Origin of the sequence: Clostridium sp. CCUG 7971, assembly GCF_017590215.1 — a bacterium.
Taxonomy (GTDB): domain Bacteria; phylum Bacillota; class Clostridia; order Peptostreptococcales; family Peptostreptococcaceae; genus Faecalimicrobium.
This window is the reverse complement of record NZ_JAFFPK010000231.1, coordinates 1-6,992: the sequence shown is the minus strand read 5'-3', so window position 1 is coordinate 6,992 and position 6,992 is coordinate 1. Positions and strand designations below refer to the sequence as shown.

The 6,992-nt window shown below is 23.0% G+C and carries 7 protein-coding genes; all 7 read left to right on the top strand.

Annotation, left to right across the window (positions count from 1 at the left end; genetic code table 11):
• Positions 1 to 35: 35 nt before the first annotated feature.
• The 7 genes from JWF52_RS18995 to JWF52_RS18965 all read left to right on the top strand — a co-directional run bounded on the left by JWF52_RS18995 (position 36) and on the right by JWF52_RS18965 (position 6,821).
• Positions 36 to 392 carry a GntR family transcriptional regulator gene (locus tag JWF52_RS18995; protein WP_208335035.1) on the top strand — a complete coding sequence of 119 codons (357 nt, stop codon included), beginning with the start codon at positions 36 to 38 and terminating at the stop codon, positions 390 to 392.
• Between the two features lie 24 nt (positions 393 to 416).
• The gene (locus JWF52_RS18990) at positions 417 to 1,133 is read left to right on the top strand and encodes an ATP-binding cassette domain-containing protein (protein ID WP_208335033.1); all 717 of its coding nucleotides are present in this window, start codon (positions 417 to 419) and stop codon (positions 1,131 to 1,133) included.
• Positions 1,126 to 1,950: an ABC transporter permease gene (locus JWF52_RS18985; protein ID WP_208335032.1), complete on the top strand. Its 825-nt coding sequence runs from the start codon at positions 1,126 to 1,128 to the stop codon at positions 1,948 to 1,950. Before JWF52_RS18990 ends, JWF52_RS18985 begins: the two co-directional genes overlap by 8 nt.
• Positions 1,951 to 1,959: 9 nt before the next feature.
• A complete protein-coding gene (locus JWF52_RS18980) occupies positions 1,960 to 3,183 on the top strand; it encodes a hypothetical protein (protein ID WP_208335030.1) in 1,224 nt (407 codons plus the stop codon).
• 103 nt (positions 3,184 to 3,286) lie between these two features.
• A complete protein-coding gene (locus JWF52_RS18975) occupies positions 3,287 to 4,084 on the top strand; it encodes a hypothetical protein (protein WP_208335029.1) in 798 nt (265 codons plus the stop codon).
• A 10-nt stretch (positions 4,085 to 4,094) separates the two neighbouring features.
• On the top strand, positions 4,095 to 5,438 hold the full coding sequence (locus tag JWF52_RS18970; RefSeq protein ID WP_208335028.1) for a hypothetical protein: 1,344 nt from the start codon (positions 4,095 to 4,097) through the stop codon (positions 5,436 to 5,438).
• A 213-nt stretch (positions 5,439 to 5,651) separates the two neighbouring features.
• Positions 5,652 to 6,821, top strand: coding sequence for an AI-2E family transporter (locus tag JWF52_RS18965; RefSeq protein WP_208335027.1), 1,170 nt, complete (start codon positions 5,652 to 5,654; stop codon positions 6,819 to 6,821).
• Positions 6,822 to 6,992 lie beyond the last annotated feature (171 nt).

Below are 6,992 nucleotides of genomic sequence, written 5' to 3'. Positions count from 1 at the left end.
TATTATGTAATTAATACACTGGTTTAGGAGGTAATATGAAGTTTGAATTAGATAATAAATCTCCTATATATCTGCAAATTATTAAATACATAAAACAGCAAATAGTAATAGGGGAATTGAATCCAGGAGATACAGTACCATCTAGAAGAGAGATGGCATTAGAATTAAATGTTAATTTAAACACAGTACAAAGAGCGTATAAGGAGATGGGAGATATGGGGATAATAAATACATTTAAAAATTACCAAAGTAATATAACTACTGATGAAAATATACTCAAAAATATAAAAATGGAATTAATAAATGAGTCATTAGAAGTATTTATAGAAAATATGAAAGCTATAAAAGTAACAAAAGAAGAAGTGATTGAAATTATAAGCGAAAAATATTAAGAATTTAAGTTTGGAGGAGTAAAAATGATAGAGGTAAAAAAGGTTAGTAAAACTTACACTAAGGTGAAAAGTTTAAAAGTAAAAAAAATTAAGGCTTTAGATAATGTGAGTTTTAATATAGAAAAGGGGAAAATAACTGCATTACTTGGTATAAATGGAGTAGGGAAATCAACAACTTTGAAAGCTATAAGTGGACTTATTCAAATTGATAAGGGAGAAATTTTAATAGATGGAGAAAAGCTAAGCAATTCTACATATGACAAACTAGCATTTGTACCGGATATAAATACTCATTTTAGCGGAATAACAATAAAAGATAGCTTTGAGTTTATGGAAACTTTTTATAAAAACTGGAATGCAGATAAAGCAAATGACATGATAAACATGTTTAAGTTAGATATAAATTCGGTAATAGATGATTTATCTAAAGGGAATGTAGCAAGAGTAAGAATAATACTAGGATTTTGCCAAGATGCAGATTATATACTTTTAGATGAACCATTTTCAGGAATAGATATTTTTAAAAGAGAAGAATTTTTAAGAGCAATAACAAAGTATATGAAAGAAGATCAAGCCATAGTTATAACAACTCATGAAATTGATGAAATAGAAGGATTAGTAGATGATGTAATACTACTTGAAGACGGAAAAGTAGTATCAATATTTAATGCCGAGGATATAAGAGAAAATGAAGGTAAATCCATAATAGATAAGATGAGGGAGGTTTATAAATATGAATAAGCTTCTTGCACTTACTAATATGGAGCTAAAAAGAAATAGTAAATTTTATTTAGTATACTTAAGTATTTTATCAGCTATAATGCTTGGATTAAATATAATTCAGATTAATAGATTTCAAGATAGATTTAGTATGGTTGAAAAAATTAAGGATAGTTTTGATGGAATATTTTATGGAATCTCAATTATATATAATAACTCTTATCTACATAATATTATGGGACTTAGCATAATAGGAATATTTATATATTCAATTTATACTTGGGTAAGAGAATATACTCAAAATAGTGTTTATACTTTGAAGATGATTCCATGTAATAAGTTTAATCTCTACCTATCTAAAATGGTATCGAGTATAGTTATGATTTATGGAGTATTAATAACTCAAATTACAATACTTTTTATATCTAAAAATATATTTAATCTAATGTTTAAGAATACAGGGATAATACCCACATCATTGTTTGAAGACTTATCATATTTACCTTCAACCTTATATTACAATATGCCTATAAATCTGATAGATTTCATTATGATTTATGGCATAGGCTTAATTTTAAAGCTATCAATATTATTTACAGTAATAGTATTTATAATAAGCCTTAAAAGTAAGAATAGACGATTATTTATAATAATTATCGGACTATGTTTGATTATTTTAAATAAAATTATGACTTATGAAAATATAGGAAACTTTTATATTAATTTGGGATTAGAGTATATAAATAATATTGGAGTAGACGTTATAGTAGGTACAATTTTAACAATACTATTAGGTTATATATCCTATATATTGATAAATAAAAAGTTTTATATTTAAGGGGGAGACATGAATCTAAAATCAAAGCTACCAATAGTAGTTATAGTATTTACGTTTTTATTATTTTTAGTTTTATCGCTTAGAAATAATAATGATAAATTAACTATAAAAACTTTAAAAGGTAATATAAATGAAATAAAAAATCTAGCAATAAGTTATGAAAATAATGAAGGCAGTAAATATATAATAAATCAATATACACTAGAAAAAGGAAATACAAGAAAACAAACTATACCAACAAAATACTATGGAGAAAAAAATAATAGTAAAGTATTTAATCTTATAGATGTTCTAAGCGGAAATGATAACATATCTAATATTGGATATGAGTACATAAGAACAAAAGAGAATTATATAACAGATATAAAGTTTATATATGATGAAATAATTAAAATAGATGAAAATACAATACTTCAAACTCAAGGAAAAGATAATGTTATATACGACCAAAATATAAATAAAGAAAATATAAAAAGAAATACAATTAATGTAGATTTTAAAGAAATATTTATATCTTCTAATATAGAAGTACTAGCGTCTAACAGGTATAAAGATGAGATATATATAATGAGTAATTACTGTCAGGAATATTCATACAATAATATAATTGAAATTTCTAAGTTAAATGTAAAAAATAATAAGTTAGAAATAGTAGATAAAATAGAACTTATAGATAGTATAGATAAGAAGTATCCATTTTTAGAAATAAGTGTGGTAGATTCTACAAAGTATAAAAATAAGTTTTACTCAGTTGTAAGTGTAAAAAATGGTGATGATTCGGTTATACAACAAGGTAAATTATATTTATTAGATTACGACTTAGATAAAAATACTTATAGTATTAATTCAATAAGTGAAAAAGAATATTTAAAAGTTATAGATAGTAGCTTTGATGAGGGGAAACTTAATTTAATTACATCTGATATAAATGAAAATATAGTAATAAGTGATATAAGTTATGATTTAATAAACAATAATAAAATTTTTGAAAATGATATTTTAATAGAAAAAAATATAAATAAAGACCCAGGAAGAAGTATCCATGGAAGCTTAGTGGACAATGAAAAAATATATATTTATGTAAGTAATTTTTATTTTTCTGGATGGCAAGATAAAAACAAGGTATATGTTATAGATAGAAACAATCAAAATATATCATATGAAGGGAAGATAATACAAAATCCTAATAATTGTATTACAGAATTTAAAAAAGTAGGTAAACAAGATGAATAGACAAAATAATAAAATGCTTTATGAAGCTCAGCTTTTAAATAGAGATAAAACTACGCAACAACAACTATTCTTAGTTAAAAATTATTAAAGAAGGGAGTATACTATGGGGAAAATATTAAGTCTTTTCGATTTTGAATTTAAAAGAAATATAAGAAATTACCTTATCATAATTTTAACTTTTTGTGCTTTGTTAGTTGGAAAATTAGTAATGAATTTAAATAGTTATAATTATATAATGGATAAAATAGTTAGAAAGATTAAAGTTTCAGAATTATACGTAAATAGTGTTGGTATTTTAAGTTTTGATAACTTAATAACCAATTCAGAGGTAATATTATTTTTAATAGGGCTTCTAGTTTGTATGTTATATTCAATAATAATATGGAACAAAGATTTTATAGGTAAAAATAAAAGTATCTATACTTTATATATGCTACCTCAAAATAAAATAAATATTTATATAAGTAAATTTATAAATATAATATGTCTGATTTATATGTATGTAATAAGCTTTGTTTTAACTTTATTTGCAGCACATAAGATAATGACTCCTATGATGAAAGGCAATGTAGAAAATTTTGGATTTGTACGATCTATAGTAGATAAGTTTTTTATTGTTTTACCATATAATTTTAATAGTTTTATATATAATTATGTAGTAATTGTAGTTAGTATAGTATCGATTTTATTTATGGTTATATTATTTTTCAAATATATAAATATATCAAAAGTAAAACATTTAATTTTAAGTATATTAATGATTATTTATTTACTATTTATTTTTTATAAAGTTTATAATATATATATATATTCTCTACAATTAAATATATATATATGCTTGATAACTACTATTTTAAATATAGTTATAAGTTATAAGTTATTATATAAAACAGATTTATAGGAGGGTTATTATGAAAAGAGGTTTAATAAAAATCATAGGAATCTGTTTAAGTATGATTATTATGGTAGGAGTACTAAACTATTCATATGAAGATAAAATTATTTTAAAAGATATTAGTGGAGATAGAGATGCTATAGGGGATATAAGTTTTGTATATAATCCAACGAGAAGTATAAACTATAATCAACTTCAATATCCAATTTATTATAATTTTTTCAATCCTAATCATTATGAAAATAGTATGTATGTTTATTTTATTCCGGAAAATAATAGAATGATTCCAAAATTAATAAATACATTAGGAACAGTTTCAGATGATAAAGAAATAGTAATAGATAAAGATGGAATGAAGACCGTAAAATTAAGTGATAATAATTCAAATGCTGCTTATTTAAATAACAATAGAAAATATAAAGAATTATCAAGCAATCCGTATATAGATGAAAGAAACTTGTTTGAAGATAAAAATTATATAGGAGATGCATATATAAGCAATGACTTTGAAGATATCAAAAATAAATATATAGAAATAGAAAGAATGAATAAGGAAGATAATAAATTAGAACGTATAAAGATACCTTTAAATAAAGATTCTTATATAAATAACGAAAATGTATTTGAAAATATATATGCTAATTTTATGTATAGAGATAATTTATATATGATAACAAGAAAAATTACCGATTCAGAAGATGGTAATAGAAGAGAAACTTTATATATACTAAAAATAGACATTCATTCGAAAACATATGAATTAGTAAAAGAATTAGGGATAAAAGAAGAGGAACAGTTAAGTGGAGTTAAGTTTATAAATAAAGATAAAATATATATAGAAATTAATAGAAATAATGATGGTTATTCTTACAGCTATTTTCTAATATATGATATAACTAAAAGTGAGTTAAATGAAAGCATAGAATTTATGAGCTCTAAAAGCGAAAGTGGATATGATCTTTTCAAAGAAAGGATACATTATTATATAGAAAATGATAATTTAAAGATAATAGTAAAAAATAAAGAAAATTATATTTCAAAACTTGTTTATTCATTGCCAAATTTAGATTTAATAAATGAAGAAAAATATAATTTTCAAATAAATTATAGCCAAGATTTTAATGATATAGAGGGGATAAAAAGGATTTATTATATAGAAGGAAAGATAATAACTATGTACCAAGATAAATTTAGCACATCAAGAAAAGATAAAAGTGGAAAACAATATGATATTGTAGGTAATAAACCAGTGGATATAAAAATATTTGATACTAATATTAATGAAGTAGTTTATGAGGGAGAAATAATATCTTCAAATAGAAATATAGAAGATAAATTATCTATAGTTAGAAATTATTAAAAAAGACTTATATTATATAAGTCTTTTTATTATATATGATATGAAATTATTTAATATAAATGTTTCAAAAGGCTTTATAGAAATAAGAGGATAGTATAAAATAACATATTTATATGAAATTATTATGAAAAAAAATAAACTATATTGACACTATAGCCACTTTAATGGTTATAATTATAATAACAAAGACGATGTAACATACAAGGAGGAAAAATGAAAGTAAATTGGAATGACAAGTATACTACAGTATCAGTATATTCGTTTATAGTAATCTGTTGTAGTATATTATTTTATAGTATATTATCTCAAATGAGTTCTTTTACAAGTAAGCTAAGTGAGATAATAGGTATATTGCAACCATTTATAATAGGTTTTGTAATGGCATACCTTTTAAACTTTATATTGGCATTTATTGAAGAAAAAATGGACAAGGTTGATAAATTAAAAAGCCTTAAACAGAAGTCAAAAAGAGGGATTAGTATAATTCTTACATATATAGCTGCATTTTTACTAATATATGTATTTATACAGTTTGTTCTTCCACAATTAGTTGATAGCGTATCAGGGCTTGTTAATGATATACCAACATATGTAACAAATTTAAGTACTGTATTAAATGATATTACAAAAAATATGAATGTAGACTCTGAATACATAGGAATGGCAGTTGAGAAATGGAATGAATTTGTAAATTATGTTATTAAAATAGCAACGAATTTAATTCCAATTTTAGGAAATACCTTAATGGTGGTAGCATCAAGTATATGGAATATAGTAATAGGACTTGTAGTATCGATTTATCTACTTATAGATAAAGAAAAATTCTGTGCACTAAGTAAAAAAATAACTTACGCAGTATTTAATAAGCAACACGCAGAAGTTGCAGTTGAGTTAGCGCACAGAACTAATGATACTTTTGGTAAATTTTTAAGTGGAAAGATATTAGACTCAGCTATAATAGGTGTTTTAACATTTGTATTACTTACAATATTTAAAATGCCATATACTTTATTAATATCTGTGATTATAGGTATAACTAATATTATTCCATTCTTTGGGCCGTTCTTTGGTGCTATACCATCGGCTATAATAATATTATTTGTAGATCCAACAAAGGTAATATGGTTCTTAGTATTAATATTTATAATACAACAATTAGATGGAAATATTATAGGACCTAAGATATTAGGAGATTCTATAGGGATATCAGCATTTTGGATATTATTCTCACTACTTGTTGCAGGTAAGTTTTTAGGACTTGTTGGAATGATAATAGGAGTTCCATTATTTGCTATAATTTACTCAGTAATAAAAGATATTGTTGAAGGTAAATTAGCTAAAAAAGGATTGCCAAGAGATACGAAAGACTATAGTAGTAAATAACAATTATGTAGATTTAAAATAACTTATAAAATGTAAAATATCAGATTTTAATGGTATTTTGTCTTTATATAATTAAGAATAAAAAATAGAGGTGTATTTTATACCTCTATTTTTTATTCTTAAAATTATCTAAAAAATAATAAAAACATTGCAAACGTATGCACAACCGTA

Excerpts from the sequence above, each read along its gene's own strand:
- JWF52_RS18965 (WP_208335027.1), top strand. The coding sequence starts at position 5,652 with ATGAAAGTAAATTGGAATGACAAGTATACTACAGTATCAGTATATTCG.
- JWF52_RS18985 (WP_208335032.1), top strand. The coding sequence starts at position 1,126 with ATGAATAAGCTTCTTGCACTTACTAATATGGAGCTAAAAAGAAATAGT.
- JWF52_RS18975 (WP_208335029.1), top strand. The coding sequence starts at position 3,287 with ATGGGGAAAATATTAAGTCTTTTCGATTTTGAATTTAAAAGAAATATA.
- JWF52_RS18995 (WP_208335035.1), top strand. The coding sequence starts at position 36 with ATGAAGTTTGAATTAGATAATAAATCTCCTATATATCTGCAAATTATT.
- JWF52_RS18980 (WP_208335030.1), top strand. The coding sequence starts at position 1,960 with ATGAATCTAAAATCAAAGCTACCAATAGTAGTTATAGTATTTACGTTT.
- JWF52_RS18970 (WP_208335028.1), top strand. The coding sequence starts at position 4,095 with ATGAAAAGAGGTTTAATAAAAATCATAGGAATCTGTTTAAGTATGATT.
- JWF52_RS18990 (WP_208335033.1), top strand. The coding sequence starts at position 417 with ATGATAGAGGTAAAAAAGGTTAGTAAAACTTACACTAAGGTGAAAAGT.